Source organism: Pseudomonas sp. NPDC078416, from assembly GCF_050268485.1.
GTDB lineage: Bacteria > Pseudomonadota > Gammaproteobacteria > Pseudomonadales > Pseudomonadaceae > Aquipseudomonas.
On sequence record NZ_JBNNGV010000069.1, the window covers coordinates 1 to 1,655 of the forward strand.

At 55.5% G+C, this 1,655-nt stretch carries 3 protein-coding genes and 1 pseudogene; all 4 read left to right on the forward strand.

Annotated features, from left to right (window positions below):
- Positions 1-90 precede the first annotated feature (90 nt).
- Positions 91-387 (forward strand): annotated as a pseudogene (gene rpl5 / locus ACQKEN_RS25365) (large ribosomal subunit protein uL5); the annotation flags it as partial.
- A 13-nt stretch (positions 388-400) separates the two neighbouring features.
- Positions 401-706 carry a 30S ribosomal protein S14 gene (rpsN, locus tag ACQKEN_RS25370; RefSeq protein ID WP_003186042.1) on the forward strand — a complete coding sequence of 102 codons (306 nt, stop codon included), beginning with the start codon at positions 401-403 and terminating at the stop codon, positions 704-706.
- A gap of 214 nt (positions 707-920) precedes the next feature.
- Positions 921-1,313, forward strand: a complete 393-nt coding sequence (rpsH, locus tag ACQKEN_RS25375) for a 30S ribosomal protein S8 (protein ID WP_037017722.1) — start codon at positions 921-923, stop codon at positions 1,311-1,313.
- Between the two features lie 13 nt (positions 1,314-1,326).
- Positions 1,327-1,655: 50S ribosomal protein L6 (locus ACQKEN_RS25380; protein WP_427689486.1), on the forward strand; the 329-nt coding region annotated here is incomplete at its 3' end.

The following is a 1,655-nucleotide window of genomic DNA, read 5'->3' on the forward strand; positions in this document are numbered from 1 at the left end:
CCGCAATCTGCTGTCTTTCTGCAGATTGCTTGGGTGTTATATGGTCAAGCCTCACGGGCAATTAGTATTGGTTAGCTCAACGCCTCACATGGTTGGCCGATCGGCGTCAAAGTGACTCTGCGCCGTGAGCGTATGTATGAATTCCTGGATCGTCTGCTGTCGATCTCCCTGCCTCGGGTTCGCGACTTCCGCGGCCTGAATGCCAAGTCCTTCGATGGTCGTGGTAATTACAGCATGGGCGTTAAAGAGCAGATCATTTTCCCGGAAATCGACTACGACAAGATCGATGCCCTGCGCGGTCTGGACATTACCCTGACCACCACTGCTCGTACGGACGAAGAAGGTCGCGCATTGCTGCGTGCTTTCAAGTTCCCGTTCCGCAACTGATTGGAGTAGGACCATGGCCAAGAAGAGCATGAAAAACCGTGAGCTGAAGCGTCAGCTCACCGTTGCCAAGTACGCTACCAAGCGTGCTGCACTGAAAGCGATCATCGTGGATCTGAACGCAAGTCCAGAAGCACGTTGGGAAGCTACGGTCGCACTGCAGAAGCAACCACGTGACGCAAGTGCCTCGCGCATGCGTAACCGTTGCCGCCTGACAGGTCGTCCGCACGGCGTATACCGCAAGTTCGGCCTCGGCCGTAACATGCTGCGTCAAGCGGCAATGCGTGGCGACGTACCAGGTCTGGTCAAGGCCAGCTGGTAAGCAGTTATTCTCGCGGTTCGCTCATTGCGTTCACCTCGAACCGATGGGCGTAGCGCCTGAATTTGAATCAAGCCCCTTTTGGGGCTTGATTCATTTCTGGGGTGCGCCTAGAATTGCCGGCTCGCCAGAGCCCGTGCTTGCACGTGCCCGGAATTTTAAGGCGATAGGTTGTAGCCGCAAGGCTCATTTTTTTTGTATCAGGAGCGTCTAGCCCATGAGTATGCAGGACCCGTTAGCGGACATGCTAACTCGTATCCGTAATGCCCAGATGGCTGAAAAGCCCGTCGTAAGCATGCCATCCTCCACGTTGAAGGTGGCTGTAGCCAAAGTCCTGAAGGACGAAGGTTACATTGCGGGTTATCAGATCAGCAGCGAAACCAAGCCGTTGCTATCCATCGAGCTGAAGTACTTCGAAGGCCGTCCGGTCATCGAAGAAGTGAAGCGCGTTAGCCGTCCAGGCCTGCGTCAGTACAAGTCCGTCGATGAGTTGCCAAAAGTTCGTGGCGGCCTCGGTGTGTCTATCGTCTCCACCAACAAAGGTGTGATGACGGATCGTGCTGCGCGCGCTGCCGGTGTCGGCGGCGAAGTGCTTTGCACTGTGTTCTAAGGGGGGGATAAGCATGTCACGCGTAGCTAAGAACCCCGTTAAGTTGCCAGCAGGCGTCGAAGTCAAACTCGTCGGCCAGCAGCTTTCGGTGAAGGGTGCCAAGGGCACTCTAGACCTGAACATTCATTCGTCCGTTGAAATTGTTGAAGAGTCCGGTGAGCTGCGTTTTGCTGCTCGCAATGGCGATCAACAAACTCGCGCAATGGCCGGTACCACTCGTGCGTTGGTAAACAACATGGTCCAGGGCGTAAGCCAAGGCTTTGAGCGAAGAGCTGCTGGATTCGGAAATGAAGTCCTACCACGGTCCGGGCACCTGCACGTTCTACGGCACGGCGAACACCA

Bases quoted from the DNA above. Each gene is read 5' to 3' on its own strand.
- rpsN (WP_003186042.1), top strand. From the start codon at position 401: ATGGCCAAGAAGAGCATGAAAAACCGTGAGCTGAAGCGTCAGCTCACC.
- rpsH (WP_037017722.1), top strand. From the start codon at position 921: ATGAGTATGCAGGACCCGTTAGCGGACATGCTAACTCGTATCCGTAAT.